The sequence below is a fragment of the Streptomyces scabichelini genome (assembly GCF_011045015.1).
Lineage (GTDB): Bacteria > Actinomycetota > Actinomycetes > Streptomycetales > Streptomycetaceae > Streptomyces > Streptomyces scabichelini.
The window spans coordinates 19,980-45,815 of the sequence record NZ_JAAKZY010000049.1; the positions used below are offsets into that span (position 1 = coordinate 19,980).

Annotated in this window: 24 protein-coding genes; 18 read left to right on the forward strand and 6 right to left on the reverse strand. The window is 69.6% G+C overall.

What is annotated here, in order from left to right:
- The first annotated feature begins 57 nt into the window (after window positions 1-57).
- A complete protein-coding gene (locus tag G5C60_RS17590; protein WP_165260257.1) occupies window positions 58-672 on the forward strand; it encodes a TetR/AcrR family transcriptional regulator in 615 nt (204 codons plus the stop codon).
- A 77-nt stretch (window positions 673-749) separates the two neighbouring features.
- Here G5C60_RS17590 and G5C60_RS17595 read toward each other — a convergent pair whose 3' ends face one another.
- From G5C60_RS17595 to G5C60_RS17605, 3 genes are read right to left on the reverse strand one after another with little or no spacing between them, the layout of a single operon-like run.
- Window positions 750-2,021, reverse strand: a complete 1,272-nt coding sequence (locus G5C60_RS17595) for a sugar ABC transporter permease (protein WP_165260259.1) — start codon at window positions 2,019-2,021, stop codon at window positions 750-752.
- Window positions 2,022-2,026: 5 nt separating this feature from the next.
- A complete protein-coding gene (locus tag G5C60_RS17600) occupies window positions 2,027-2,815 on the reverse strand; it encodes an ATP-binding cassette domain-containing protein (protein ID WP_165260261.1) in 789 nt (262 codons plus the stop codon).
- Window positions 2,816-2,857: 42 nt separating this feature from the next.
- Window positions 2,858-3,946 carry a substrate-binding domain-containing protein gene (locus tag G5C60_RS17605; RefSeq protein ID WP_165260263.1) on the reverse strand — a complete coding sequence of 363 codons (1,089 nt, stop codon included), beginning with the start codon at window positions 3,944-3,946 and terminating at the stop codon, window positions 2,858-2,860.
- A 326-nt stretch (window positions 3,947-4,272) separates the two neighbouring features.
- Here G5C60_RS17605 and G5C60_RS17610 point away from each other — a divergent pair, with 326 nt between their 5' ends.
- Together G5C60_RS17610 and G5C60_RS17615 are read left to right on the forward strand one after the other, a co-directional pair.
- A complete protein-coding gene (locus tag G5C60_RS17610; RefSeq protein WP_165260265.1) occupies window positions 4,273-6,840 on the forward strand; it encodes a SpoIIE family protein phosphatase in 2,568 nt (855 codons plus the stop codon).
- Window positions 6,841-6,932: 92 nt separating this feature from the next.
- Window positions 6,933-7,967, forward strand: coding sequence for a sugar ABC transporter substrate-binding protein (locus G5C60_RS17615; protein WP_241266883.1), 1,035 nt, complete (start codon window positions 6,933-6,935; stop codon window positions 7,965-7,967).
- A gap of 153 nt (window positions 7,968-8,120) precedes the next feature.
- On the opposite strand, the gene G5C60_RS17620 is transcribed toward G5C60_RS17615, so the two are convergent.
- Window positions 8,121-8,936: an oxidoreductase gene (locus G5C60_RS17620; RefSeq protein WP_165260317.1), complete on the reverse strand. Its 816-nt coding sequence runs from the start codon at window positions 8,934-8,936 to the stop codon at window positions 8,121-8,123.
- A gap of 107 nt (window positions 8,937-9,043) precedes the next feature.
- Window positions 9,044-9,613, reverse strand: a complete 570-nt coding sequence (locus tag G5C60_RS17625; protein ID WP_165260269.1) for a TetR/AcrR family transcriptional regulator — start codon at window positions 9,611-9,613, stop codon at window positions 9,044-9,046.
- Window positions 9,614-10,012: 399 nt separating this feature from the next.
- On the opposite strand from G5C60_RS17625, the gene G5C60_RS17635 reads away from it, so the two are divergent.
- From G5C60_RS17635 to G5C60_RS17650, 4 genes are all read left to right on the forward strand, one after another.
- On the forward strand, window positions 10,013-11,734 hold the full coding sequence (locus G5C60_RS17635; protein ID WP_338145849.1) for a transposase: 1,722 nt from the start codon (window positions 10,013-10,015) through the stop codon (window positions 11,732-11,734).
- A 26-nt stretch (window positions 11,735-11,760) separates the two neighbouring features.
- On the forward strand, window positions 11,761-12,018 hold the full coding sequence (locus G5C60_RS17640) for a hypothetical protein (RefSeq protein WP_165260233.1): 258 nt from the start codon (window positions 11,761-11,763) through the stop codon (window positions 12,016-12,018).
- Window positions 12,019-12,087: 69 nt separating this feature from the next.
- Window positions 12,088-12,864, forward strand: a complete 777-nt coding sequence (locus G5C60_RS17645) for a DinB family protein (RefSeq protein ID WP_165260271.1) — start codon at window positions 12,088-12,090, stop codon at window positions 12,862-12,864.
- A gap of 80 nt (window positions 12,865-12,944) precedes the next feature.
- The gene (locus G5C60_RS17650; RefSeq protein ID WP_165260273.1) at window positions 12,945-13,589 is read left to right on the forward strand and encodes a CatB-related O-acetyltransferase; all 645 of its coding nucleotides are present in this window, start codon (window positions 12,945-12,947) and stop codon (window positions 13,587-13,589) included.
- A gap of 144 nt (window positions 13,590-13,733) precedes the next feature.
- Here G5C60_RS17650 and G5C60_RS17655 read toward each other — a convergent pair whose 3' ends face one another.
- Window positions 13,734-14,969, reverse strand: coding sequence for an ROK family transcriptional regulator (locus G5C60_RS17655; RefSeq protein ID WP_165260275.1), 1,236 nt, complete (start codon window positions 14,967-14,969; stop codon window positions 13,734-13,736).
- A gap of 218 nt (window positions 14,970-15,187) precedes the next feature.
- Here G5C60_RS17655 and G5C60_RS17660 point away from each other — a divergent pair, with 218 nt between their 5' ends.
- The 11 genes from G5C60_RS17660 to G5C60_RS17710 all read left to right on the forward strand — a co-directional run bounded on the left by G5C60_RS17660 (window position 15,188) and on the right by G5C60_RS17710 (window position 25,828).
- On the forward strand, window positions 15,188-16,324 hold the full coding sequence (locus G5C60_RS17660) for a Gfo/Idh/MocA family protein (RefSeq protein WP_165260277.1): 1,137 nt from the start codon (window positions 15,188-15,190) through the stop codon (window positions 16,322-16,324).
- Window positions 16,325-16,404: 80 nt separating this feature from the next.
- Entirely contained in the window at window positions 16,405-17,325 is a 921-nt protein-coding gene (locus G5C60_RS17665; RefSeq protein ID WP_165260279.1) for a sugar phosphate isomerase/epimerase family protein, read from the forward strand.
- A 35-nt stretch (window positions 17,326-17,360) separates the two neighbouring features.
- Window positions 17,361-18,482: a Gfo/Idh/MocA family protein gene (locus G5C60_RS17670; protein ID WP_165260281.1), complete on the forward strand. Its 1,122-nt coding sequence runs from the start codon at window positions 17,361-17,363 to the stop codon at window positions 18,480-18,482.
- A 14-nt stretch (window positions 18,483-18,496) separates the two neighbouring features.
- Window positions 18,497-19,384 carry a sugar phosphate isomerase/epimerase family protein gene (locus tag G5C60_RS17675; protein WP_165260283.1) on the forward strand — a complete coding sequence of 296 codons (888 nt, stop codon included), beginning with the start codon at window positions 18,497-18,499 and terminating at the stop codon, window positions 19,382-19,384.
- Window positions 19,385-19,492: 108 nt separating this feature from the next.
- Complete coding sequence (locus G5C60_RS17680) at window positions 19,493-20,998, forward strand: ABC transporter substrate-binding protein (protein WP_165260285.1); 1,506 nt, start codon at window positions 19,493-19,495, stop codon at window positions 20,996-20,998.
- A gap of 39 nt (window positions 20,999-21,037) precedes the next feature.
- The gene (locus G5C60_RS17685) at window positions 21,038-21,979 is read left to right on the forward strand and encodes an ABC transporter permease subunit (protein ID WP_165260287.1); all 942 of its coding nucleotides are present in this window, start codon (window positions 21,038-21,040) and stop codon (window positions 21,977-21,979) included.
- Window positions 21,976-23,718, forward strand: a complete 1,743-nt coding sequence (locus G5C60_RS17690) for a dipeptide/oligopeptide/nickel ABC transporter permease/ATP-binding protein (RefSeq protein WP_165260289.1) — start codon at window positions 21,976-21,978, stop codon at window positions 23,716-23,718. The genes G5C60_RS17685 and G5C60_RS17690 overlap by 4 nt, the downstream gene beginning before the upstream one ends.
- A complete protein-coding gene (locus G5C60_RS17695; RefSeq protein ID WP_165260291.1) occupies window positions 23,715-24,542 on the forward strand; it encodes an ATP-binding cassette domain-containing protein in 828 nt (275 codons plus the stop codon). Before G5C60_RS17690 ends, G5C60_RS17695 begins: the two co-directional genes overlap by 4 nt.
- An 8-nt stretch (window positions 24,543-24,550) precedes the next feature.
- Window positions 24,551-24,967: a nuclear transport factor 2 family protein gene (locus G5C60_RS17700; protein WP_165260293.1), complete on the forward strand. Its 417-nt coding sequence runs from the start codon at window positions 24,551-24,553 to the stop codon at window positions 24,965-24,967.
- Entirely contained in the window at window positions 24,964-25,224 is a 261-nt protein-coding gene (locus G5C60_RS17705; protein WP_165260295.1) for a hypothetical protein, read from the forward strand. The genes G5C60_RS17700 and G5C60_RS17705 overlap by 4 nt, the downstream gene beginning before the upstream one ends.
- 1 nt (window position 25,225) lies before the next feature.
- Window positions 25,226-25,828: a response regulator transcription factor gene (locus G5C60_RS17710; protein ID WP_165260297.1), complete on the forward strand. Its 603-nt coding sequence runs from the start codon at window positions 25,226-25,228 to the stop codon at window positions 25,826-25,828.
- Window positions 25,829-25,836: the final 8 nt, after the last annotated feature.

Below are 25,836 nucleotides of genomic sequence, written 5' to 3' on the forward strand. Positions count from 1 at the left end.
TGACGATACGGAACGTCGTTCCGTTTTGGCAAGCTCGATGGCGGAGGGAGCGGCGCTGTGAACGACGGCGACGAGGGCGCGGGGCGCCCAGCCCGGTCCAAGGATCAGTCCAAGGCCGAGTCCAAGAGGAAGGACGCCCGGCGTAACAAGGAGACACTGCTCGACGCGGCCGCCACGGTCTTCGTCGCGTCAGGCGTGGAAGCCCCGGTACGCGACATCGCGGCCGAGGCCGGCGTCGGCCTCGGCACGATCTACCGCCACTTCCCGACCCGGGCGGACCTCATCATCGCCGTCTACCGGCACCAGGTCGACGCCTGCGCCGAGGCCGGTCCTGCCCTGCTGGCGACCAGTCCAACGCCTCATGCCGCACTGGGGCAATGGATCAACCTCTTCGTCGACTTCCTGGTCACCAAGCACGGACTCGCCGCCGTGCTGCAGTCCGACAACGCCGGCTTCGACACCCTGCACGCCTACTTCCTCGACCGCCTAGTGCCCGTATGCACCCAGCTGCTCGAAGCCGCAGCCGCCGCCGGCGAGATCCGCTCCGGCATCGAGGCCTACGAGCTCATGCGCGGCGTCGGGAACCTCTGTATCGGCGCGGACAGCGATCCCCGCTACGACGCACGCCGACTGGTCGAACTCCTCATCGCGGGACTGCGGCAACCACACTGACCACCGGCAGAACCGGCCACCGGCGGAACCGGCCACCAGCAGAACTGCTCGTCGGCAGAGCAGCACCATGGCACCTGTCACGCTCGCCCATGTGCCTCCTGCGAGCGTCGTGACAATGCGTCGATGACCACGGCGGCGAAAAGCACCCCACCGGTGATCATGAACTGCACGGCGGTGGGGGTGTCCGTGATCACCATGCCCGAGGCGATCGACTGGATGACCAGCATGCCGAGCACCGCCGACCACGTCGTACCGCGTCCTCCGAACAGGCTGGTGCCACCGATGACGGCCGCCGCGATGGCATTGAGCAGCAGGATGCCCGAGCCCGCCCCTTCACTCACCGAGGTGATGCGCGAGGCCAGGAACAAGCCGCCGATCGCGGCCATGGTGCCGGAGACGGCGAGCACCGCGGTCTGCACCCGCGTCACACTGAGGCTGGCGCGGCGCGCCGCCTCGACACTGCCGCCGAGCGCGTAGACCTGCCGACCGTAGTGCGTGCGGCGCAGCACGATGTCGAGGCCGGCCACCACCACGAGGAAGATCAGCAGGGCGAGCGGCAGACCCTGGAACCGGTTGAGCAGGTATGCGGCGGTGAACGCGACCACCGCGAGGACTCCCGTGCGCACGCCGACCCCCCGGAGTGTGCGGTGCGGCATGCCCACTGCCTTGCGGCGCCGTCTGTCCTGGTTGGACACGAGGAAGACCAGGCCCGTGCCGACCGCCGCCAGGCCGTAGGCGGCGCCGTCGTTGGTGAAGTAGTGGCTCGTCAGCTTGGCGACGAGCCCGTTCTCGTCGAGGTTGACGGTGCCGCTGGTCCCCAGGACGTAGAGCATGAGGCCGTCCCACGTCAGCAGCCCCGCAAGGGTGATGACGAAAGCCGGTACGCGGGTCTTGGCGACGGAGAAGCCCTGGACGGCTCCCGTCACGGTGCCCGCGAACACGGCGATGATGAGGGCGAGCCATTCGGGCACGCCGTGGTTCACGTTCAGAATGGCGAAGACAGCCGCCGCGAGGCCGCTGACCGAGCCGACCGACAGGTCCAGCTCGCCGAGCAGCAGCACGAAGACGATGCCGACCGCGATCAGTCCCGTGCCCACGATGTCCACGCTGAGATTGGACAGGTTCCGGGGCGACAGGAAGCTCTCGTTGAGGGACTGGAAGGTGATCCAGACCGCGGCGAGGACCAGGACGACCGGGAGCGAGCCCACTTCGCCGGCGGTCAGCTTGCGCCGCAGGACGGTGACCCCGCTCTGCACGACATGGGCGACGGCCTGTCCGGGGCTCCGCCGGCGGGCCTCGGCGGTGGGCGCGGAGGGTGCGGCCCGCGTGCCGTCCGCCCTGTTGCGCATCCCTTTCACCACCCTGCCTCCCGGTGGGCCACCCGACGGGGCACGTTCTCCGTGGCGCCGGTGACGGAGGAGATGATCTGTTCCTGAGACGCGGTGTTGACGTCGAAGAAGCCGTTGTTGCGACCGAGCCGCAGCACGGCGGCCCGGTCCGCGAGAGCCTTGATGTCGCCCATGTTGTGGCTGATGAGCAGTACTCCGAGGCCCCGGTCACGCAGCCGGTCGACGAGGTCCAGGACCTCACTGGTCTGCTCGAATCCCAGCGCCGCGGTCGGTTCGTCCAGGAGGAGGACCCGCGGGTCGCCGAGGAGCGAGCGGGCGATGGCGACCGTCTGCCGCTGGCCGCTGGACAGTGACACGACGGGGGCGCGCAGATCGGGGATACCCCTGGTCAGACGGTCCAGCAGATGTCTCGTACGACGCTCCATCTCGACCTCGTCGAGGAACCCGAACCTGCGTATCTCCCGGCCGAGGAAGAGATTGCCGACGACGTCGAGGTTCCCGCACAGCGCGAGGTCCTGGTACACGGTGGCGATGCCGAGGTCCCGGGCATCGTGAGGGCGCCTGATCTGGACCGGCCGGCCCTCCCACTCGATGACGCCCTTGTCCGCAGGGGTGACTCCGGAGATCACCTTCACCAGGGTGGACTTGCCGGCGCCGTTGTCACCCAGCAGCGCGACGACCTGGCCCGCGCGTATCTCCAGCTCGATGTCGGTGAGGACCTCGACGACACCGAAGCGCTTGCACACGCCGCGCAGCGTCAGCAAGGGGCGGGGGCGAGTCGGCACGGAGACCATCTCCTTCCCGTGACCGGTCCTCCCCCCCCCGGAACCGGCGTGTCAGGTGAGTCCGGCCTTGGTGCAGGCGGCGTCGAGTTGAGGGGTGCAGATCTGCTGGATCGTGTGTACGCCGTCCTTCACCACGGTGTCCTTGATGGTGTCGACGGTCACGGACACAGGGGTGAGCAGGACGGCCGGAACCGTGTTCCCACTGCTGGTCCTCACCTTGTCCTTGGCGATCCGGTCGAGGCTTTCACCGCGGGCCGCGGCCACGGCCAGTGCGGCACCGGCGGAAGCCTCGGGCCCGAAGGGCTTGTAGACGGTCATGTACTGCTCGCCGGCGACAATGCGCCGCAAGGCTCCGAGTTCGGCGTCCTGCCCGGTGACGGGGGGCAGCGGGTTGACCTTGTTGGCCTTGAGAGCGGAGACGCTGCCGGCGGCGAGACCGTCGTTGGCGGCGTAGACACCTTGGATGTTGCCGACGCCGAGGGCGGAGATGGCGCCGGACATGTTCATGTGCGCGATCTCCGTGCTCCAGTCGCGGGTGTCGTACGCCTTGGTGATCTCGACCTTCCCGTCGAGTACGGACAGTGCGCCCTTCTTGAACGACATGGCGTTGGGGTCGCTGGGATCGCCGTTCATCATGACGATCCGCCCGCCGGACACCGTGTCGCCCATGGCCTTCAGCAGCGCCCTGCCCTGGAGCCTGCCGACCTCCTCGCCGTCGAAGGAGACATATCCCGAGATCGGGCCCTGGGCGAGACGGTCGTAGGCGATGACGGGGATGTCTGCTTCAGCCACCTTCCTGACCGCGGGGCGCAGCGATCTGGCGTCCACGGCCACGAGTACGACGGCATCGACTCCCTCGGTGATCATCGAGTTCATCTGTGCCTGCTGGAGGGCCACATCGCCCTTGGCGTTGGCGTTCTCGACCGTGCAGTCGTCGCACAGCTCCTTGATCTTTCTCTCGAGCAGGGGCCTGTCCTGGGTCTCCCAGCGAGCCGTGGTGGCGTCCGGCAGGAGCACACCGATCTTCGGCCCGCTGCCTCCGCCGGAGTCGTTCCCGGCACCCTGACCGCAGGCCGCGAAAGCGGCGACCGTGGAAGCCGCGGTCACAGCGATGACCGCCCCCCGTACCCAGGCCTTCATGTGAGAGACCTCCCCGGCCGACTCGGCGTCAAGGACGTACACCGGTCCTTGCTCTCACGCTCGGCTGTGGCCCTGGCCGTAGGCGAGGGGCGTCGTCCGCCCCGGCCGGGCGGGCCTGGAACGTACCGGGTGAAAAGCGGCAAGGCGACTATGTCGTAAGTGTGGCACCGGCCGCGGTGATCTGCGAACGCAGCGCATAGCGCACCCAACCGGCAGTAGAAATATGCTGATCTGTCTGCTTCATCCGTGTATGAGACTCTAGTAGCTGAGTGCCCCGAACTCAGCCTGTCGGCACCTGGGGCACGGGGCAGGAGGAAGTTGCGGACATGCCTCATGACGGCCGTGCCCGGGCCGGCGTCTCGCAGCTGCGGGCATCGGAGGCCGGGGCCGCGGACACCGGCTCACCACCTCCGGCACCTCCGGCGCGGGAGGCCGCCCCGGGTGACCGGGCCCTGACGTTCGCCGGAGCGGCGCTGGCAGCTGTCTATGTGCCCAGTGTTGTCGGGAAGGAAGAGCTTCGGCTGGTGGAGACGGCCGGATACGCCGCTTCCCGGTACAGCCTGCCGGAGCGTCTGCCCCTGTCCGGCGACTCACCTGCCGCGCACGCCTTCCGCACCGACCAGCCTCTGTGGCTGATTCCCGAAGGACTCGCCTTCTACCCGGAGGGCGCGCCGACGCCGCCACGAGCGGAGACGTCACTGGGTGCACTGCCCCTCAGGACGGAGGGCAGACGGCTGGGCTGCCTGGTCGTCCTGGGGTCCTCCGCGGACGGTTTCGAGGCCGAGCAACGGCGCTTCCTGGAGCGGTACGCCGACGCGGTCGCCAGCCTGCTGGGTGCCGGGACCGACCGGCCCACACCGCCGTCGCTGCTGAGTCCCGCCCTGCACGGTCTGCGTGTCGGCTCGTTCGTCCTGGTGCCGGACACCGGCGTGATCGACGCGGACGAGACGCTGCTCGAACTGGTCGGCATCACACCGGACGACTTCGACGGCAAGGCGGACACCCTGCTCGTGAACGCCCTCCCGGAGGACATGCACGCGCTGATGTCACTCCTGGAGCCGTCCACTGTGGAGTTCGCCCGGCGGGAGCTGGAGTTCCGTGTCCGCTGCCCCACGGGTGAAATGCGCTGGCTGAGCCTGAGCTGCCGAGTGCTGGCGGGCACCCACGACGAGCCGGAGCAGGTCCTGGGCGTGGTGACGGCGACCCCGGTCCAGCGCCGAAGCGCCGACGACGTGTCCCGGATCCAGTGGCTGACCGCCGCACTCGACGACGCCGTGACCGTCCATGACGTCGGCCGTGTGGTGGTCACCGCGCTGCGTGAGCCGCTGGCCGCCGACCGGGTGGCGCTCGCCGAGTTGCGCGAGGACCGGCTGGTGGTCATCGTGCTCGACCCGCCGCAGCCCGCCGCCTGGCCGGATGCATGGCGTTCCGAGTGGCGTTCGGAGTGGCCCGACGCTCCGGTCGGCGCCCTGCCCACCCTTCAGCTGGCTCTGCGGGACGGGCGTATGGATCTGTGGCCAGCCGGCACGCCCCTCGAACCGGGGCTCGCAGGCATCGGTGCCGGAGGCCTGGCCGTCATGCCGCTCCCCGCCAGGGGCGGCGTCGTCGGCCTGTGCCTGGTCGGCTGGGATCAGCCGCACGAGTTCGTCCCCGAGGAGCGGTCCGTGCTGACCGCGACCGCCGTGCTGGTCGGGCAGGCCCTCGAACGTGCACACGCGTATGACGCCGAGCAGGAGCTCGCGACGATGCTTCAGCGCAGCCTGCTGCCCCGGCGCCTGCCCGAACTGCCCGGGGGGACGGCCGTCGCCCGCTATCTGCCCGCCCGGCGCGGACTCCAGGTGGGCGGTGACTGGTACGACGTCATCGTCATCTCCGAGGATCGGGTGGCGCTGGTCATCGGTGACGTACAGGGACACAGTGCCGGAGCCGCGACGATCATGGGCCAGATGCGCACCGCGGTCCGGGCATACGCGGTGGAGGGCCACCCGCCCGACGTGGTCGTCTCCCACGCCAACCGGCTCCTCGTCGGCATGGAGACCGATCTGTTCGCCACCTGCTGCTATGTCGAACTGGACATGGAGCAGGGCAACACGCTGTTCGTCCGGGCCGGGCACCTGTCCCCGCTGGTACGCCATCCCGACGGAACCACCGAGGAGGTGCAGGTCGAGGGAGGGCTCCCGCTGGGCATTCTCGCCGAGGCGGAGTTCCCCATGACCGCGGTGGAACTGGCCCCCGGCACGGTGCTCGCGCTGGTCACCGACGGTCTGGTCGAGGCCGCCGACCTGCCCCTGGACGAGGGGATGGACCGGACACGCACCGCGCTCGCCGCGGCCGGCCCGGCGGACCTCGGGCGGATGGCCGACGAACTGCTCGGCGACGCCGGCCGTCGCGAGGACGACGTGGCGCTGCTGCTGTTGCGCTACGACGGCATGCAGGTCCGGCCGGTCCGGGCCGGCTGGGTGGTGTGGCGGCTGCCCGACGCCGTCATGCACGCCCGCCGTTTCACCGCGCGCACACTGCGTCGGTGGAAGACCGAGGAGGCAGCCGACGGGATGGAGGAAGCAGCCGACGGACTGCTGCTGGTCGTGTCCGAACTGGTCACCAACGCCCTGGTGCACACCCAGGGCCCGGTACGCCTCGACCTGATACTCCGCGGAGACCGGGTGCGCGTCTGCGTGAGCGACGCCTCCCCGCGTGCGCCCGCCAAGCCGGTCATCGTGGACTGGGAGTCGACCGGCGGCCGAGGCCTGCTGCTGGTCGAAGCGATGTCGGAGTCGTTCGGCTCCGTGCCGGTGGCCGGCGGCAAGCAGGTGTGGAGCGAGATCCTTGTGCCGCAGCGCGAGCCGGCTCCCGCGGGCTCGGGACCCCGAACGGAACGAGGGGGCCTGCCATGAGAACCCTGACCCGGAACCGGACCCGAACCCGGAACCGGAACCGGACCTGGCCCCGTGCGTGGCACGTCGTCGCGGCGCTCGTCGCAGGACTCATGACGCTGTCCCTGACGGCGTGTTCGCAGGACGACCAGACGGGCACGGACAGCTTCACCGTCGGCCTGCTGCTCCCGAGCCGGGCGGTGCCCCGCTGGGAGCATTCCGACAAGCCGCTGACCGAGAAGCGGCTGAAGCAGCTGTGTCCCCGCTGCACCATGGAGTACGCCAACGCCGAGAACGACGCGTCGAGGCAGCGGGAACAGATGAGCTCCATGATCACCGAGGGGGTCAGGGTCCTGATCCTCGACGCCGTCGACAACAAGGCGCTCCGCTCCTCGATCCAGGAGGCGCGCAGGGCGGATGTTCCCGTCATCGCCTATGACCGGCTCGCCCAGGGCCCGATCTCGGGCTATGTCAGCTTCGACGGCGCGCGAGTCGGCAGGCTCCAGGGCGAGGCGCTCCTGAAGGCCATGGACGAGAAGGCGACCGGCCGGAACGTCGTCATGATGAACGGAGATCCGGCCAGCCCCAACGCGGCCTGGTACCGCAGGGGTGCGCTGTCCGTCCTGGAAGGCAAGGTGAAGATCGGCAGGTCGTACGAGACCCGCGGCTGGAGCACGGACAACGCCCACGCCAACATGTCCGCCGCCATCGCCGCCCTGGGCCCGGACCGGATCGACGGCGTCCTGGCCGCCAACGACGCCATGGCCGCGGGCGTCATCTCGGCCCTCAAGAACGCCGGGGTCAGGGAGCTTCCTCCTGTCACCGGCCAGGACGCCGAACTCGATGCTGTGCGGCGCATCATCAAGGGCGAGCAGTACATGACGGTGTACAAGCCGTTCAGGGCGCAAGCCGCCGCGGCCGCCGCCATGGCCGTCGCCCTGGGGCGCGGCGAAGACGTCCGCGACGTCGCCACGACGACGATCGACAGCCCCACCAGCAAGGACATTCCGTCCGTGCTGCTGACTCCGAGCGCGGTGACGGTCGGCAACATCGAGGAGACACTCGTCAAGGACGGCGTGTACACCATTGAGCAGATCTGCACCCGGAAGCTCCGGCCCGCCTGCTCCCAGGCCGGACTCTCCCCGTGACGGCTCCCGCGAAGCAGGGCCGGCGCGTAACCGGCGATGGGCGCGAGCCGGTGGTGGCCGAAGGGCAGGCGCAGTCGGGGTGAGCGATGAAGGCGAAGCCGTTGAGCTCGTGGCCGCTCCGTGTGAGCGTGAGGCTTTGCGTCAGCCGGCCAGTCAGTCGGCCAGCTGGTTGAGCTTGCGGATCTGCTTGTCGAAGGTCCGGGCGGGAGCGACGCGGCGCAGTATGCGGGCGCGTCCGGCCATGGGGCCGGCGGTGTAGCGCAGCTTCGGTTTGGCGTCGGTCGCTGCCGCGACGATCGCCTTGGCGACGACGGCGGGGGCGTCGCCGTCCCTGATCGCCTCCGTCATCACGCGGTCGACGGTCTGCCGCAGCTTCGCGTAGACCTGCAGGGGCGTGTCGGGCCGCGGGCTGTTGGCCTCGAATCCGGTCCTGGTGTAGGCGGGTTCGACGATGAGCGCCCGGACGCCGTGCTCACGGACCTCGTGATCCAGGGACTCGGTGTAGCCCTCGACCGCATGCTTGGAGGCGGCGTAGGCGGCCATGTAGGGCTGGGGCAGGAACCCGAGTACGGACGAGATGTTGATGACGCGCCCGCGTCCCTGAGCGCGCATGTGCGGCAGAACCTCCTTCACCATGCGCATGACTCCGAAGACGTTGGTGTCGAAGACGCTCTGGTCCTGTGCGATGGAGGTTTCCTCGGCCGCCCCCATCGAGCCGACGCCGGCGTTGTTGACCAGCACGTCGATCCGCCCGAACCGCTCGGTCACCTGCTGCACCACGGTGGTGACCGACTTGTCACCGGCCACGTCGAGGTCGAGAAACATCACGCCTTCGAGCGGGGTGACGCGCGAGGTGTCGCGGCTTGTTCCGACCACGTCGAAGCCCGCTGCGACCAGCGCGAGCGCGGTTTGCTTCCCGATGCCGGATGACGCACCCGTCACCAGGGCCACCGGCCGATTTGTCGTCATCATGCACTCCCGGACTCACTGAGAAAACGATCGGTTTCCCCTCACCGTAAACCGATCGGTTTTCTCGCGCAAGTTCGGGCAGGCAGCTGATGGGGGTGGGTGATGCGTCAGCCCATGCCTGCTGCGTCGAGCAGGGTGGTCACCGTGGGTGCGACGAGCCCTGTCAGGTTGTCGGCGCCGATCCCCGCCCGGGCGCTTGCACCGTCGAAGACCAGGATCAGCTGCCGGGCCAGCAGGTCGGGATCGCCCGCCCCGCCCTGTTCGGCCTCGGCGCGGAAAAAGGCGGTCAGGTTCGCCTTGATCTGATGGGCCACCCGGCTCGCAGGGTGACTCTGGTCCTTCAGTTCGATCTGCACGGCCAGGTACCGGCAGCCTCGGAACTCGGGCGCATCCGCCTGCAGTTCCACCCGCTCGAAGACGTGCATGATCCGCTCGCGGGGTGAACGGCCGTCGTCCGCCGCGGGCAGAAGCCCCGCCGCGAAGGTGGCGGCGCGCTGTTCCAGGCTCGCCGCCAGCAGTTCGTCCTTGCTCTCGAACAGCTGGTACATCGAGCGCTTCGACACCCCCGCCGCCTTGCACAGCGCCTCGACGCCGATACCGACACCGTCTCGGTAGGTGAGCGTGGCCGCCGCGTCCAGCAGCCGCTCTCGGGAGCTTGGCTTCACTTCGATGGTCATCCTGCGAGGTTAACTCGATTCCGACAAAATGGAAACTGATCGGTTTTCGGGTGTTGGGAGTCGGGAGTCGGGTCAGGAGTCTGCGGGGCGTTTCGCCGGGGGGTGCCAGCCACCGGTGACTTCCTTGACGGGTTTGTGGGGGAAGCGGCGTTGGGCGTACTCCTGGGCGTGTGAGCCCGGCAGGACGTAGAGGGTTGGGAACTGCTGCCGGTGTACTGAGCGGGAGTGGCTTTTGGGCGAATGTGAGTGGTGAGTGCCGGGGCCGGATGTGGCTGGCTGCCGCCGGGCGCCTGCGCGGGGATGGTCTTCCTTGCCGTGGGGTGCGTTTTCGGTGTCCGTTCTTCGGGAGGGGAACTGGGGTTCTTGGATCGAATGGGTGACCTTTGTGGAGGGTGCTCGTTGACTGCCGTGACGGATCTTCGACCGGGCGGGGGTGAACGGGTGGGCGGGCTGCGGGAGCCGGCGGCACCGTTCGTGGTGCCCGGCCCCGCCGGGGTGGCCATCCGGGACCGGCTGCGGGTGAGCGAGTCCGATGCGGCGGTGCTGGCCGAGGTCGGGACGTTCCTGGGTTCGCTGGCCGCGGGTGATCTAGCGGACCGGTCCCGGCAGGGTGTGGCGCACGACACGACCGCATGGGCAGTGCGCAAGCAAGGCTTGACGGGGAAGTCGTCGGCGCGCTGGGCGGGCAGCATCACCAAGGCCACCCACGACCAGTGGGCGCTGGCGAGGCGCGGGATGGCCGCCCATCTGGACTGGCTGCGCGGGCAGATCGCCGCCATCGAGGCGCGGCTGGCCCGCCCGCTGGGCGCCAAGGCGGACAAGCGGGCAGGGCTGGCGCGCGGGTACGGCTCGCGTGCCGAGTGGCATGCCAAGTCCCGCCGCCTGCACGCCCTGAAGGCGCGGCTGGCGGAGGTGGAGGCGGACTGGGCGGCGGGCCGGGTACGCGTGGTGCGCGGCGGCAAGCGCCTCGCCCACGCCCGTCACCACCTGGAGGCGGCCGGGCTGAGCGAACAGGTGTGGCGGGCACGCTGGCAGGCGGCGCGGATGTTCCTGGCTGCCGACGGGGAGTCCGGCAAACGGTTCGGCAACGAGACCATCCGCGTCACCGACACCGGACAGCTCTCCCTCAAACTGCCCTCCTCGCTGGCTCACCTGGCCAACGCCCCGCATGGCCGGTACGTGCTGGATGCGACCGTATGCTTCCGGCATCGCGGGCAGGAGTGGCGGGATCGGATCACCGCGAACCGGGCGGTGGCCTACCGCATCCACCACGACACCGCACGCAGTCGCTGGTACATCACCGCGTCCTGGCAGCGTGCCGCCGCCCCGGTGCTCCCACTTCAGGCGGCGTTGGCCCGGGGTGTGGTGGGGGTGGACATGAACAACGACCACCTGGCCGCCTGGCGCCTGGATGTGCACGGCAACCCGGTCGGTGAGCCGCAGCGCTTCTTCTACGACCTGAGCGGCAGTGCCGATCATCGTGATGCGCAGATTCGGCACGCGCTGAGTCGGCTGCTCCATTACACCCGCCGTTGCGGGGCCGTCGCGATCGCCATCGAGGACCTTGACTTCGCGGCGGAGAAGGGCCGGGAGAGGCACGGCCGCAACAAGCGCTTCCGCCGCCTGCTCTCCCGCTTCCCCACCGCGAAACTCAAGGCCCGGCTGGTGTCGATGGCTGCCGAGCAGGACGTGGCCGTCGTGGCGGTGGACCCGGCGTACACCTCTCGGTGGGGTGCCCAGCACTGGCAGAAGCCGCTGACCACCCCGACTCGCAAGATTTCCCGGCACGATGCGGCGAGCATCGCGATCGGGCGACGCGCCCTCGGGCATCCGATCAGGGGACGGACGGCACCGCCCCCGCAACACCAGAGCGATGCTGCGGGGCATCGGACCGTCCAGGCCCGACCGGAGACCCGAAGGCGTGAGGAACCCCGCCCCCACCTGTCCGGACCGCGCACTGGATGCGCGCCGCCCGGTGGTGGAGCGAAAGCGGGGGACCAGGGTGCCCAACACCGTTCGGGGCACCCGGCTGAGCAAGAGTCTGGCACCAGGACTCACTCCCACTCAGTCTTTAGGAACGGTTGTAGTCCAGTGCCTCCCCGTACTCGCTCACCTCGGTGACATTGCGGTGCAGGCCCATCACGTCCGTGCTGCGAGGCGACAACCTCACCATGTACGTCGAAAGCCTGACGGGCACCCTCGCCGGCGTCGAGGACATTCCCACACCGCCCGTACTCCGCCTGCACCTCACCCCCGACACCGTGCCGGAGTGGCTCTACGACACGATCGGGAAACTCGGCCTCAAGCTCCAACTCAGCCTGAACGACGCCGACATCGACCAGGCCGGACAGACGGGCGGAAAGCTCGTCATCCCGGGGATCCACGGGTACGGAACGCCACGGTGAAGCTGCTTCGGCAGCGACCAGTGGATGGCGGCACTGTCGAAGGGCGCCTCTGGCCCTACTCTGGCCGCCATGAATGGCAGAGAGTTCGCCGACTTCCACGGCGAGGAGTTCGAGCGCGCGGACATGACGGGGGCACGGTTCACCACGGTGAACCTGAACGGGGCGACGTTCCGGGCATGTGAGCTCCATCGTGTCGTGATGCGTGGCGTCGAGATGGTCGACACCACCATCGACGGCGAGATCCAGAACCTGGTCATCAACGGGGTCGACGTCGCGCCGTTGGTGGAGGCGGAGCTGGACCGCCGACACCCCGACCGCCCCAAGTTCCGGCCGACCACCTCCGGGGGGTTCCGGGAGGGCTGGGACATCAACGAGCGGCTGTGGGAGGCGACCGTGGCGCGGGCGCGCCGACTGGCCCCGGAGAGGCTGCACGAGTCGGTCGGCGGCGAGTGGTCGTTCATCCAGACCCTGCGCCATCTCGCGTTCGCGACCGAGTCGTGGGTCGGCCGCTGCGTCCTGAGCGACCCCAGCCCGTGGCACCCGTTGTCCCTGCCGTGGGACCAAATGGATCCCCGGCCGGGCGTGCCACACGACCGTGACGCGCGCCCATCTCTCGACGAGGCGCTGGCCTTGCGGCTGGAGGCGATGGCGATGATGCGGCGGGTGGTCGACGGCCTGACCGACGCGCAGCTCGACAGCTGGACCGAGCCGCTCGTGGGCCCCGGTTGGCCGGACGAGGGTGACACCTTCCCCGTCCGCGAGTGCCTGCTGATCGTCCTCAACGAAGAGTGGTGGCACCGCATGTTCGCCGAGCGCGACCTGGCCGTCCTCGAGGAACGGCACTGACTCAGTCACCGTCAGCCTGGTATGTCACATGCGCAGAATGGAGGCCTTCACCGGCTATTGCCGAACCGAAAGCGACTGCCATGAACCACCTTCCCGCAGACCCGACGGTGCTCCACCCGTTCCCGGACCAGCCGCGCGTAGTCCTGCTGAAGCCGCTGGTGGCCTCGCCGCTGATCGAGGTCGGGGAGTACTCCTACTACGACGACCCGGAGGATCCGACCGCGTTCGAGACCCGCAATGTGCTCTACCACTACGGGCCGGAGAAACTGGTCATCGGGAAGTTCTGCGCGCTGGGCACCGGGGTGCGGTTCATCATGAACGGCGCCAACCACCGCATGGACGGCCCCTCCACCTTCCCCTTCCCCATCATGGGCGGCTCCTGGGCCGAGCACTTCGACCTGCTCGCCGGCCTGCCGGGCAGGGGCGACACCGTCGTCGGCAACGATGTCTGGTTCGGCCACAACACCATGGTCATGCCCGGAGTACGCATCGGGCATGGCGCGATCATCGCCTCCGGCGCCGTAGTCGTGGACGACGTCCCCGACTACGGCATCGTCGGCGGCAACCCGGCCAAACTCATCCGCACCCGCTACAACGACGACGAGATCGCCCGCCTGCTCGCCCTCGCCTGGTGGGACTGGCCCGCAGAGCACCTCACCGAACACATCCGGGCCATCATGTCCGGCACCATCGACGACCTCGAAGAGATCGCACCACGGGCCTGAGCCGGCCTCCACGCAGTCGGCGCATCCGTCATGAGGAGTCCGGAGTCCGCTCCATGGCATGTACGGAAACCGCCACGGACCGTCGGCGTGTGGCTCTGTGGGGTACCTGGCCGCCTGCTCCGGACCAAGCACTGGTTCCCGGTCCTAGTGGTCCGGTACCGGCTCGTCGGCCAGCAGCCGTGCGAGCCCTGCCGGACTGAACACGTCCCGCGTACCGAGGGCGATACCGCCGTGCAGTCCGGAATCGCCCTTGAGCTGGGTCGCGGTGATGGTCAGTTTGCGGGTGGCCAGCGGCAGGGCGCGCTGGTACACGGCGGCGCGTACCGCGGACACGAGGTCGTCGCGGAGCTGGCTGAGCGGGCCCGCCAGCACCACGGTACGGGGGTTGAACATGTGGACCAGCATGGCCATCACCTCGCCGATCTCGGTGGCCGCCTGGCGTACGGCGTGGAGTGCGGTCGGATCGCCTGCGGCGATGCGCCGGGCGAGTTCGTGGGTGCCGTACAGCGGATCGTCCTCGGTGGACTCGGGAATGCCGAGGCCACGCAGAACCGCACGGTGCGAGGCCAGCGCGCCGACGCAGCCGACGTTGCCGCAGGCGCACAGGACGTTGCCGCCGCCGACGGCCCTGATGTGCCCGATGTCGCCGGCCGCTCCGTCAGCGCCGCGGTACACGTCGCCGCTCGCGGTGATGAGGCCCGCGCCGATGCCGGTCGCGATCTTGATGCACAGAAGCGGGGTCTCCATCCGGGCCTGGACGGCCTCGCCCAGGGCCATCAGGTTGACGTCGTTGTCCACCACGACAGGAGCGTGGAAGCGTTCCTGAAGGTGTTCGGCCACCGGGTAGCCGTCCCAGCCGGGCATGCCGGTCGGCTGGACCGCGCACCCCTGCTGGAAGTCCACCGGTCCGGGCAGGCCGACGACGATCTCACGCACACGGCCGGGATCACAGCGGTTCGTCTCCAGCAGGCTCTGAAGCCGCTCGGTCACCGCGTCCAGTACCGTCCGGGGGCCGGCGTCGATCCGGACGCCCACGGTCTCCCGCGCGATGACCCGCCGGGTCAGGTCGGCGATGACGACCTGTGACTCCGCCGTGTCGACGTCAACGGCGGCGACGGTCCCGGCCTGCCCGCTGATCGTCAGCACGCGTGGCGGTCGGCCCCGGACGGACCGTCTGGACTCGACCTCCTCCAGGATGCCTGTCTCAACGAGATGGTCGACCTGCTGTCCCACGGTCGAGCGGGCCAGGCCGCTGCGCCGGGCGATCTCCGCCCGGTTGGTCGCCGCTCCGGACACCACGAGTCCCAGCACCCGGCGCAGGGCCAGGGGCACCGACGCGGGCCCCACCGCCTCTTCGGTGTAGCCGTCATCTTTATGCATTCCGGTGAACATAATGGCTTCTCCTCGTGGCCGTCAATGACACGTGGGTTTCCCTGAGATGGATGGGCTAAAGCCGACATATCCGGCGCCTATCTACGTTTTTAGGCCTGAAAAAAAATTAAATAGCTCCTCTTGTGCTCTTCACTCGAACTAAACGAAGGTGATGCGCAACGCGGCTGTCCGGCCGCGGTCGGTCGCTGGACGACGGAGGTGCGCCGATGAACAGTTCGATGCAGGCCGTGGTGATCGGGGCCGGGATGATCGGCGCCGTGCACGCCGCCGCGATCCGCGCCGCCGGCGGCGAACTGGCAGGTGTGGTCGCCTCGACCCCCGAGCGCAGCGCCCGGGTCGCAAAGGCCTGGCAGGCGCCCGCCCGCCACCAGGACTTCGAGTCCGTGCTCGCCGACGACAGCGTCCGCGTCGTGCACGTCTGCACACCGAACGCCCTGCACGTGGAGCAGGCGGAGGCGGCCCTCGCCGCAGGCAAGCACGTGATCTGCGAGAAGCCGCTCGCCACGTCGGCCGCCGAGGCGGAACGCCTGACACGGCTGGCCGAGGAGGCGGACCTGCTGCTCGCAGTTCCCTTCGTCTACCGCTATCACCCGCTCGTACGGGAGATACGCGACCGCCGGTTGCGCGGAGAGTTCGGGGCCTGGCAGCTGATCCACGGCAGCTATCTGCAGGACTGGATGCTGTCCGAGGACGCCATGTCCTGGCGGGTCGACCCGGCCGACGGAGGTCCCTCCCGGGCGTTCGCGGACATCGGTTCGCACTGGTGCGATCTGGTCGAGTGGGTCGCCGGAGTCCGCTTCACCGAGTTGTCCGCGCGGCTCGGTACAACGGTCCTCACCCGGCCCGCCGGTACCGGCACGAGTTTCACGACCGCCATCGGGGGGCCGCGAGTCGAGGTCCGTACCGAGGACGTCGCGGCCGTGCTCCTGCGTACCGGCGACGGTGTCCTGGGCACGCTGACGGTCTCCCAGGTGTCGGCGGGCCGGAAGAACCGGCTGTGGTTCGAGCTCGACGGCGCGGACGGCAGTGCGGTCTTCGACCAGGAGAACCCCGAGACGGCCTGGCTGGGCGCCCAGGACGGCGCACGGCTGATCGTCCGCGACCCCGGCCACGGGTCCGCCGAGCAACGACGGCTGTCCCGGCTGCCGGCCGGACATGCCCAGGGCTACGCGGACTGCTTCACCTCCTTCGTCGCAGACGCCTACGCCGCGATCAGGGGCGAGAAACCCGAGGGACTGCCGACCGGCGTGGACGGCGTCCGCTCGGCCCACGTCGTCGAAGCGGTACTGAGGTCCGACGCCTCACTCACCTGGACCGACGTCGCCCCGCATGCGCGGTCATGAAGGCCGGCACATGACATGACATCCGCAGCCCTGGAGGGCCCCATGAAGCGCATGACATCCGCAGCCCTGGAGGGCGTCCCATGAAACTCGGCATGCTCACCGCCTGCCTGCCAGAACTCTCCCTCGCCGAGATCGCCGCGTGGGCGAGCGAGGCGGGATACGAGGACCTGGAGGTCGCCGCCTGGCCGCGCACCGGAGGCCGGGACTTCGAGGCGGCCCACCTCCCGGTGACCGGCTTCGGCGCACGCGAGGCCGACGAGACACGGGTTCTGCTGGAGCGCCACGGCCTCGGCATCTCCGCGCTCGCCTACTACGAGAACAACCTGCATCCCGATCCCCGGCGACGGGCCGCGATCCACCAGCATCTCAAGGCGGTCGTCGACGCCGCGGCGGCCCTGGGCGTCCCGTACGTGGGCACGTTCATCGGCCGGGACTGGACCCGGCCGGTGGCGGCCAACCTCGACGAGGCCGAGAAGGTCTTCCCCGAACTCGTCGAGTACGCGGGGCAGAACGGCGTACGGATCATCATCGAGAACTGTGTGATGGAGGGCTGGCACCCGGACGGCTACCCGGGCAACCTCGCCTACTCGCCCGAGCTGTGGGAGTGGATGTTCGGCCTCGACGTCTACCTCAACTGGGACCCGTCCCATCTGACGTGGATCGGCGTCGACCCGGTGAAGACCATCGCGCCGTACGCCGACCGCATCGTGCACGCCCAGGCCAAGGACCTCGAGATCCTGCCCGGCGCCGTCGACCGCTACGGCGTCTTCGGCAAGGCCGTCCAGCGCGACGACCCCTGGGACACCGGCTGGTGGCGCTACCGCGTCCCCGGCCGCGGCCAGGTCGACTGGAACGCCGTCGTCGACGCCCTGTACGAGAACGGCTTCACCGGCACCCTCTCCGTCGAGCACGAGGACCCCGTCTGGAGCGGCACCGAGGAGCGGGTCAAGACCGGCCTGGAGATCGCCCACCGGACCCTGCGCCCTCTCATTGTCGGCTGACGCATCGTCAACTCACCAAGGAACACAGGAGATTCATGGACCCGCAACGAACACGGCACCGCATCGGGATCCTGGGCGCCGGCAACATCTTCGGCCGCTACGTCGAGGGCCTGCGCACCTTCCCGGAGCTCGAAGTGGTCCGTGTGGCCGACGTCGACACGGCCCGCGCCCGACAGGCCGCGGCCGAGTACGGCATACCGGCATGGAGCGACGCCGACGAACTCCTCGACGACGACACGGTCGAGATCGTCGTCAACATCACCCCGCCGCAGTTCCACGCGAAGACCGTCATCGCGGCGCTGGAGGCAGGCAAGAGCGTCTACGTCGAGAAGCCGCTCGCGGCCACGGTGGAGGAGGCCCGCGAGGTCCTCGACGCCGCCGCGAGCAGCACGGCGCTGCTGGGGTCGGCCCCAGACACCTTCCTGGGCAGCGCCGTGCAGACCGCCCGGCACGCGCTCGACTCCGGCCGGATCGGCGAGGTCGTCGGCGCCACCGCCTTCGTGCGCTCCAGCCGTGCCGAGACCTGGCACCCCGACCCGCGCGCCTTCTACGGCCCCGGCGGCGGCCCGGTCCTGGACATGGGCCCCTACTACCTCGCTGCGCTCGTCAACTGCCTCGGCCCGGTCGCCCAGGTGTCCGCCGCCACCCGCATCGGCGCGACGACCCGCACGGTCACCAGCCCCGAGCGCGTGGTCGACGAGGTCACCGTCGAGGTCCCCACCCACGCCTCCGCCACTCTGACCTTCGCCTCCGGCGCCATCGCCACCACCGTGATGAGTTTCGACGTCTGGGACACCGAGCTCCCGCGCATCGAGATCTACGGCACCGAGGGCACCCTCGCCCTGCCGAACCCCAACTTCTTCGACGGCGACGTACGCCTCAAACGGCACGGCGACGACCAGTGGCGGGTGCTCACCCCCGTCACCGAGCTCTTCGGCGCCGTCGGCACCCCCGAGCAGCACCGCCGCGGACTGGGCGTACGGGACCTCGCCGGCGCACTCGACGGCAGGCCGCACCGCGCGAATCCCGAGTTCGCCTTCCACACGCTCGAGGTGCTGGCGAGCTTCGAGATCTCCCAGCGAGAGAAACGTTTCGTCGACCTGGAGAGCGCCTGCGAGCGCCCCGCACCCCGCCCCGTCGCCTCCGCCGCGCACTGAGAGGACCACAGACCATGAAGATCAGGCAGGACCGCCTCGCCATCAACCCCCTGCAGTGGGTCGCGAGCGCCGACGGCTGGATCGACCCCACGCTCGCCCCGCCGCTCGACCGGCAGCTCTCGGTCATCCGCGACGCCGGCATCACCGCCCTCCACAGCGCCGTCCCCGGGGACATGACCCCCAAGGAGTACGCCGCCCGGCTCGCCGAGTACGGCATCAGCCCGGCACCCGGCTACATCCCCGTCCGCCTCACCGACGACGCGACCGAGCGACAGACCTTCCGCGACACCGCGGCCCGCGTCGCCGCACAGCACGCGGCACTCGGCGTACCCACCGTCTTCCTCGCCATGGGGATGGCCAAGGACGCCGAGCGCGTGGCCCGGCCCGCCGTCGGCCACCTGGCCGAGCAGGGACGCCTGGAACGCGTACGGGACCTGCTGGCCGAGATCGCCGGGATCATCCGTGCGGAAGGCATCACCCCGGCCTTCCACCCGCACGTGGGCACCTGGGCCGAGACCGAGTCGGAGACCCGCTTCATCCTCGACACCGTCGACGCCTCCGTTCTCGGGTTCGGACCCGACATGGGCCACCTGGCCTGGGCGGGCGCGGATCCGGCACAGCTCGTACGGGACTACGCGGACCGGGTGGCGAGCGTGCACATCAAGGACCTGGACCTGGGCCTCGCCGCGCAGGCCCGGGACGCCGGCTGGGACTACCGCAAGACGGTCCTGGCGGGTCTGTGGTCGGAGCCGGGGCACGGAAACGCCGACATCGAAGGCTTCGTCGGCGCGCTGCCCGACGACTTCGACGGGTGGCTGATCGTTGAGGTCGACCGGGGCGCCCGGCCGACGCCGGAGGAGAGCGTGCGGCTCTGCGGGGAGTGGGCTGCGCGGCAGGCGTAGCCATGACCGGCTTACGCGACACACAGGCAGTACCGGCAGTGCACGGCCGGCAGCGGGGCGACCCGGGGGACACACAGGAGCCGAAGGACTGAGACAAGTGGAGAGAACATGCGCAAGACAGTGGCGTTCGTCGGCGCCGGAATCCTGACAGCGACGGTCGCGGCCTGTGGCGGCGGCAACCAGGCCGCCGGCGGCGACAAGACCCTGACCCTCGCCGAGTCGGTCGCGGCCACGCCGTGGGATCTGGCCAAGGCGAGCATGGGGCCCGAGTCCCAGTACTACCAGCCGGTGTACGACACCCTGATCCGGCTGAACACCAAGGGGGAGCCCACCCCCAACCTGGCCACCTCATGGTCGTACGACAAGCCGCAGACCACACTGACGCTGAAGCTGCGTCAGGGAGTCAAGTTCACCGACGGCACCCCCCTCGACGCCGACGCGGTCAAGCAGAGTCTGCTGCACACCAAGAGCGGCACGGCCAGCGCCGCCGGCGAGATCCAGGACATCTCCGGAGTCGATGTCGTCGACGCGCAGACCGTCGCCATCAGGCTGAGCCACCCCACCGCGGCCCTGCTGCCCGCGCTCGGTCAGGTCTCCGGCATGATCGTCAGCCCGAAGGCGCTGGAGAACCCCAGGACCCCCGTCGGCTCGGGCCCCTACAAACTGGACACGGCCGCCACCACCGCCGGGCAGACGTACACCTACGTCCGCAACGCCGACTACTGGAACGCCAAGGCCTTCCCCTACGACAAGGTCGTCATCAAGTTCCTCGCCGACCCGACGGCACGCACCAACGCCCTGCTGTCCGGCCAGCTCGACGGCGCCACCCTCAACCTCAACCGGGTCAAGACCGTCAAGGGCCGGGGCCTGAACGTCGTCACCTACCAGCCCGGCGACATCGAGGGCCTCTACATCTGGGACCGCGCCGGCAAGAAGGTGCCCGCCCTCGGCAAGCTGAAGGTCCGGCAGGCGCTGAACCACGCCTTCGACAAGGACGCCATCATCAAGTCGGCCAAGACAGGCCTCGGTACGCCCACCACCCAGCTGTTCGCCAAGACCGAGGACGGCTACAAGGCCGAGCTGAACGACACGTACGCGTACGACCCGGCGAAGGCGAAGAAGCTGCTGGCGGAGGCCGGATACCCGAACGGCTTCTCCGTGACCCTCCCGGACCTCTCGGCGAACTTCCCGCAGGAGCAGGCCGCGCTCAATCAGTCCCTCAAGGACATCGGCATCAAGGTCAAGCTGGACACCCTGCCCACCGACCAGATCTTCAGCGCCATGCTCTCGGGCAAGTACGCGATGTCGTACTTCAAGCTGGGCGCGCCCACCGCCTGGGACAAGGTCCAGCTGGAGCTGACGAAGAAGTCGACCTGGAACCCCTTCAAGTACGGCGACCCGAAGGCCGACGACCTCATCACCCGCATCGGGAACGCCACCGGGGCCCAGCGTGAAGCGCTCTTCGAGGAGCTGAACACCTACGTCGTCGACCAGGCGTGGAACGCCCCCTGGAGCGTCATCGCCAACGCGTACGCGACCGCGAAGGACGTCAAGGTGACGCCGCAGCCCGGCACCCAGTACCCGCCGATCTACAACTACGCGCCGGCGAAGTAGCCGTCGGTCCGTTCCCGCACGTGGAAGGAGGAACCGACCGTGCTCGTCTTCCTGTTCCGGCGCATCGCCGCCGGCGCCGTCCTGGTGGTCGTCGTGGCCACCGCGACATTCCTGCTGCTCAGCCTCACCGGCACCGATGTCGCCCGCAACGTCCTGGGTGAGACGGCCTCGCGGTCCGCGGTGGCCGTCAAGAGCCACGAACTCGGCCTGGACCAGCCCCTGGTGGAGCGCTACTGGCACTGGGCCGAACAGGCAGCGCAGGGAAACCTGGGCAGTTCCTGGTTCACCGGCGACTCGGTGAACCAGTCCCTGACCGACACCCTGCCGGTCACCCTCTCCGTGGTGCTGGCCGGAATGCTGGTCGCGGCGGTTCTCAGCGTGGTGCTGGGCACCGCGGCCGCCCTGCGCGGCGGCTGGGTCGACCGTCTCGTACAGATCGCCGCGGTGCTCGGCACCGCCGTGCCCAGCTTCCTGATCGCCCTGGTCCTCGCCGTCACCCTGGCCGTCCAGCTGGGCTGGATGCCGGCCACCGGCTACGTCGACCTCGCCACCTCGCCCGGCGGCTGGCTGCGCTCCATCGCCCTGCCCGCCCTCTCCTTGGCCGTCGGCGCGACCGCGGCCACCGCGATGCAGGTGCGCGGCGCCCTGATCGACGTCCTGCGCGCCGACTTCGTCCGTACCCTGCGCAGCCGCGGCCTCGGCACCCGCAGCGTCGTGTTCCGGCACGCGCTGCGCAACGCGGCGCCGCCCGCCCTGACCGTGCTCGCCCTGCAGTTCATCGGCCTGATCGGCGGCGCCGTCGTCGTGGAGAAGGTGTTCGGCCTGCCCGGCATCGGCACCCTCGCCAACTCAGCCGCCGTCCGTGGTGACGCCCCCGTGCTGCTCGGCACGGTCGTGGTCACCGTCGTCATCGTCGTCGCCGTCAACCTCGTGCTGGACATCGCGTACGGCTGGCTCAACCCCAAGGTGCGTGTCTCATGACCGAGGCTCCCGCGGCGGCCGAACGGGACCGCCTGCTACGCCGCGCGCTGCGCGACCCGCTGGCCGTCGTGTGCCTGGCCGTGCTGGCCCTGGTGATCCTGGCGAGCCTCGCGGCTCCCCTGCTCACCAGTCACGCCCCCGACCGCAGTGTCATCGCCGACACACTCGCGCCCATGTCGGGCCATCACCCGCTCGGCGGCGACGGCGTCGGCCGGGACGTACTGTCCCGGCTGCTGTACGGCGGCCGCACCAGTCTGGTGGGCGGCACCCTCGCCGTGCTCGTCGCCTTCGCGGTCGGCGGCCCGCTCGGCCTGGTCAGCGGTTTCTACCGCGGCTGGTTCGATGCGGTGGCCGGCTGGATCTCCAACATCATCATGGCCGTGCCCGCCATCATCGTGATGCTGGTGGTCATGGTGGCGGTCTCGCAGGACCTCAACGTCGCCATGATCGTCCTCGGCGTGATCATGGCCCCGATGGTCTTCCGCCTCATCCGCGCATCGGTGCTCGCCGTGCGTGAGGAGCTGTACGTCGACGCCGCGCGGGTCTCCGGACTCGGCGACGCGCGCATCATGCGGCGGCACGTCCTGCCCGTGGTGATCGCGCCCTCCATCATTCAGGCCACGCAGGTGTTCGCCGTGGCGATCGGCATCCAGGCCGGCCTCGCCTTCCTCGGCCTCGGCAAGGCGTCCCAGGCCAGCTGGGGTGCGATGCTCAACGACGCCTTCACGAATGTCTACACCGCGCCCTCGCTGCTGGTCTGGCCCGGCACGGCCATGGGCCTGACCATCCTCGCGTCCAGCATGCTGGGCAACGCGGTGCGGGACGCGCTGGGCACCACCGAGCGCCGGGTGACCAAGCGCCCCGTGCCCGTCACGCGGACCGCGCCCCGACCGGCAGCCGCTCCCACCGCGGACCGTCTGCTGACGGTGGAGGGCCTGCGCGTCGCCTACGGCGAGAAGACGGTCGTGGACGGAGTGAGCATCACCGTGGAACGCGGTGAAGTGCTCGGCCTGGTGGGCGAGTCCGGCTCCGGCAAGAGCCAGACCGCGTTCTCCGTCCTCGGACTGCTGCCGTACGAGGCCGAAGTGATGGCCGATCAACTCGTCTTCGACGAACAGGCGTTGCTGAGGCTCGACCTCAACGCACTCAACGCCCTGCGCGGGTGCGGCATCGGCTACATCCCGCAGGAACCCATGTCCAACCTGGACCCCTGCTTCCGCATCGGCTCCCAGCTCGTGGAGCCCATGCGGCGGCACCTGGGGCTGTCCCGGACCGCAGCCCGCACCAAGGCACTGGAACTCCTCGCCCGGGTCAACATCCCGGACCCGGAACGGGTGTTCAGGTCGTACCCGCACCAGATCTCCGGCGGCATGGCCCAGCGCGTCCTGATCGCCGGCGCTGTCTCCTGCGACCCGAAGCTGCTGATCGCCGATGAGCCGACCACCGCGCTCGATGTCACGGTCCAGGCCGAGGTGCTCGACCTGATGCGCTCGCTCCAGCAGGAGCGCGAGATGGGGATGATCCTCGTCACCCACGACTTCGGCGTCGTGGCCGACATCTGCGACCGGGTCGCGGTGATGCAGAAGGGCCGCATCGTGGAGACCGCGCCGGCCCGGCAGATCTTCGCGGCGCCGGGCCACGACTACACGCGGATGCTGCTCGACTCGACCCTCGAAGGCGGACCCGCGCGCGGTCAACTGCACCGCCCCGACCAGCCCCTCAAGGAAGTGACGCCATGACTTCGCCGCTCCTCGAACTCGACGACGTCGTCGTGGAGTACCCCGCCAAGGGCCGCGGCAAGGAGCCCTTCCGCGTCCTGCACGGTGTCTCCTTGTCCGTCGCGCCCGGCGAGACGCTCGGCCTGGTGGGCGAGTCCGGCTCCGGCAAGACCACCCTGGGCCGTGCGGTCCTCGGCCTCGCCCCGGTCACCGGCGGTGAGATCCGCTACGACGGACGCCCCGTGTCACGGCTCGGCAAACGGGAACGGCGGACACTCAGCAAGGACATCCAGGTCGTCTTCCAGGACCCCTACACCTCGCTGAACCCGGCGATGTCGGTCATGGACATCCTCACCGAGCCACTGCTCGTGACCGGCGTCGCGCGCGCCGACGCGGAACGCCGGGTACAGAAGCTGCTGGACCACGTCTACCTCCCGCAGGACGCCGCCCGCCGACTGCCCCGTGAGTTCTCCGGAGGCCAGCGCCAGCGCATCGCCATCGCCCGCGCCCTGTGCCGCGACCCAAAGCTGATCGTCTGCGACGAACCGGTCAGCGCCCTCGACCTGACGACCCAGGCCCGGGTGCTGGACCTGTTCATCGAGATCCAGGAGGCGACCGGCGTGGCGTACCTCTTCGTCACCCACGACCTGTCCGTCGTACGGCACATCAGCCACCGGGTGGCCGTGCTGTACCGGGGTGCCATCGTGGAGACGGGCGATGCCGCCCAGGTCACCGAGCGCCCCGAACACGACTACACCAAGCGGCTGTTGCTGGCCGCCCCGGTCCCGGACCCGGAGCGGCAGGCCGGGCGGCGGGCCGAGCGCCTGAAGCTGGCCGCCTCGTGACCGGGGTCATGGACACCATCACCCGCTACCTCGCCCTGTGCGATGTCCCCGCGAGCGCGGCGGGCGAGCTGGGGGAGCTGTTCACCGAGGACGCCGTCTGGGAGGGCGGCGGCAGCGCGTACGCCGAGCGGTTCGGACGCACTGAGGGCCGGGAGGCGATCGTCGCGATGCTGTCGGCGTATCTGCCGCCCAACCCCCACTTCCGTACGAATGTGCATCTGCTCCTTCCCGGAACCGTGGACACCAAGAGCCGGATTGCGCAAGGGAGTTGGCCGATGCAGCAGTTCTCGCGCTACGAGTCGGGCGACACGGAGGTCATGGTCGCCCGGCTCGACGTGACCTTCCGGCTGGACCCGGACCGCGCCCGTATCTCCGCCTTCCGTACCGAACGACTGTTCAGCGCACCGCTGATGGGGGAGCGATGAACCACCGCACGATGCTGTTGACCTGCTACGCCGACACCCACCGCTACGGCTGGCACCACGTGGACCTGTTCGTGCACGACCGCACGGGCCGCGAGATCAACTGGGTTCACTGGACGGTCGACGAGGACGGTCCCGACGGTGCCGACGAGGCGACCGCCCGCGTCGAACCCACCCTGCGCCGCATCAGCGACTGGGAGCACGGGATCAGCGCCGACGGGAGCGAGTACTGGACCGCGCAGGCATCCTGGGGCGACTGAGATGTGCCTCGTCTACATCCTGGATGACGACGAGGAGCTGAGCGAGTCGCTCGCCTGGCTCCTGGAGTCGGTCGGCATCCCCTCGGAGCGCTTCCGGGACGCCCGGACCTTTCTGCGCTCGTACGACCGCGGCCGTCCGGCCTGTCTGGTCCTGGACGTCCGTATGCCCGAGCTCAGCGGCTTCGGCGTCCAGGAGGTACTGAACGAGACAGGGTCGTCGCTGCCGGTCGTGTTCGTCTCCGCGCACGGCGACATCCGGATGTCCGTGCGCGCGATGCAGAAGGGCGCCGTCGACTTCCTGGAGAAGCCGTACGACCCCCAGCACATGCTCGACGTCGTCCAGAACGCCCAGCGCACGGCTCGCGAGCGTTTCGCACGTGAGGCACGACAAGCGGACCTCCGCGCGAAGTTGGATGCCCTGACCGTACGGGAGAGGGAAGTTCTGGAGCTCTCCGTCGAGGGCGTGCCGAACAAGGTGATCGCCGGGCGGCTGGGAATCAGCGCCAAGACCGTCGACGTGCACCGGGCCCGCATCCGGGAGAAGACCGGGGCCGAGAGCATCGCCGCCCTGGTCCGGGACGTCCTCAGGCTGGATGCCGGGTGAGGAGGAGC

Excerpts from the sequence above, each read along its gene's own strand:
- G5C60_RS17595 (WP_165260259.1), bottom strand. The coding sequence starts at position 2,021 with ATGCGCAACAGGGCGGACGGCACGCGGGCCGCACCCTCCGCGCCCACC.
- G5C60_RS17600 (WP_165260261.1), bottom strand. The coding sequence starts at position 2,815 with ATGGTCTCCGTGCCGACTCGCCCCCGCCCCTTGCTGACGCTGCGCGGC.
- G5C60_RS17605 (WP_165260263.1), bottom strand. The coding sequence starts at position 3,946 with ATGAAGGCCTGGGTACGGGGGGCGGTCATCGCTGTGACCGCGGCTTCC.
- G5C60_RS17610 (WP_165260265.1), top strand. The coding sequence starts at position 4,273 with ATGCCTCATGACGGCCGTGCCCGGGCCGGCGTCTCGCAGCTGCGGGCA.
- G5C60_RS17615 (WP_241266883.1), top strand. The coding sequence starts at position 6,933 with ATGACGCTGTCCCTGACGGCGTGTTCGCAGGACGACCAGACGGGCACG.
- G5C60_RS17620 (WP_165260317.1), bottom strand. The coding sequence starts at position 8,936 with ATGACGACAAATCGGCCGGTGGCCCTGGTGACGGGTGCGTCATCCGGC.
- G5C60_RS17625 (WP_165260269.1), bottom strand. The coding sequence starts at position 9,613 with ATGACCATCGAAGTGAAGCCAAGCTCCCGAGAGCGGCTGCTGGACGCG.
- G5C60_RS17645 (WP_165260271.1), top strand. The coding sequence starts at position 12,088 with ATGAATGGCAGAGAGTTCGCCGACTTCCACGGCGAGGAGTTCGAGCGC.
- G5C60_RS17650 (WP_165260273.1), top strand. The coding sequence starts at position 12,945 with ATGAACCACCTTCCCGCAGACCCGACGGTGCTCCACCCGTTCCCGGAC.
- G5C60_RS17655 (WP_165260275.1), bottom strand. The coding sequence starts at position 14,969 with ATGCATAAAGATGACGGCTACACCGAAGAGGCGGTGGGGCCCGCGTCG.
- G5C60_RS17660 (WP_165260277.1), top strand. The coding sequence starts at position 15,188 with ATGAACAGTTCGATGCAGGCCGTGGTGATCGGGGCCGGGATGATCGGC.
- G5C60_RS17665 (WP_165260279.1), top strand. The coding sequence starts at position 16,405 with ATGAAACTCGGCATGCTCACCGCCTGCCTGCCAGAACTCTCCCTCGCC.
- G5C60_RS17670 (WP_165260281.1), top strand. The coding sequence starts at position 17,361 with ATGGACCCGCAACGAACACGGCACCGCATCGGGATCCTGGGCGCCGGC.
- G5C60_RS17675 (WP_165260283.1), top strand. The coding sequence starts at position 18,497 with ATGAAGATCAGGCAGGACCGCCTCGCCATCAACCCCCTGCAGTGGGTC.
- G5C60_RS17680 (WP_165260285.1), top strand. The coding sequence starts at position 19,493 with ATGCGCAAGACAGTGGCGTTCGTCGGCGCCGGAATCCTGACAGCGACG.
- G5C60_RS17690 (WP_165260289.1), top strand. The coding sequence starts at position 21,976 with ATGACCGAGGCTCCCGCGGCGGCCGAACGGGACCGCCTGCTACGCCGC.
- G5C60_RS17695 (WP_165260291.1), top strand. The coding sequence starts at position 23,715 with ATGACTTCGCCGCTCCTCGAACTCGACGACGTCGTCGTGGAGTACCCC.
- G5C60_RS17700 (WP_165260293.1), top strand. The coding sequence starts at position 24,551 with ATGGACACCATCACCCGCTACCTCGCCCTGTGCGATGTCCCCGCGAGC.
- G5C60_RS17705 (WP_165260295.1), top strand. The coding sequence starts at position 24,964 with ATGAACCACCGCACGATGCTGTTGACCTGCTACGCCGACACCCACCGC.
- G5C60_RS17710 (WP_165260297.1), top strand. The coding sequence starts at position 25,226 with ATGTGCCTCGTCTACATCCTGGATGACGACGAGGAGCTGAGCGAGTCG.